The sequence below is a fragment of the Peribacillus sp. SIMBA_075 genome (assembly GCF_046534585.1).
The window spans coordinates 1-253 of record NZ_JAWRYN010001106.1; the positions used below are offsets into that span (position 1 = coordinate 1).

Genomic DNA, 253 nt, shown 5'->3' on the forward strand with positions numbered 1-253 from the left:
TGCGCATCCTCGGCGGCTCTGGCGAGCTGGTCGACCTGCGACGCGGAGACGACGGCTTCGACGGGGCCGTGGTGGGGCTGGGCGCCCTCGGTGTCGTGACCGAGGTGACCCTGGACATCCGGCCGACCTACGACGCGCGCCAGCGGCTCTTCGCCGGGCTGCCGTGGGAGGCGGTGCTCAGCCGGTTCGACGAGGTCACTTCCGCCGCCTACAGCGTCAGCCTCTTCACGACCTGGCAGGAGGAGACGGTCTC

Annotated in this window: 1 pseudogene; it reads left to right on the forward strand. The window is 71.5% G+C overall.

The annotated features are described in order from the left end of the window. Nucleotides 1–253, forward strand: a pseudogene (locus SB775_RS31725) (FAD-binding protein); the annotation flags it as partial.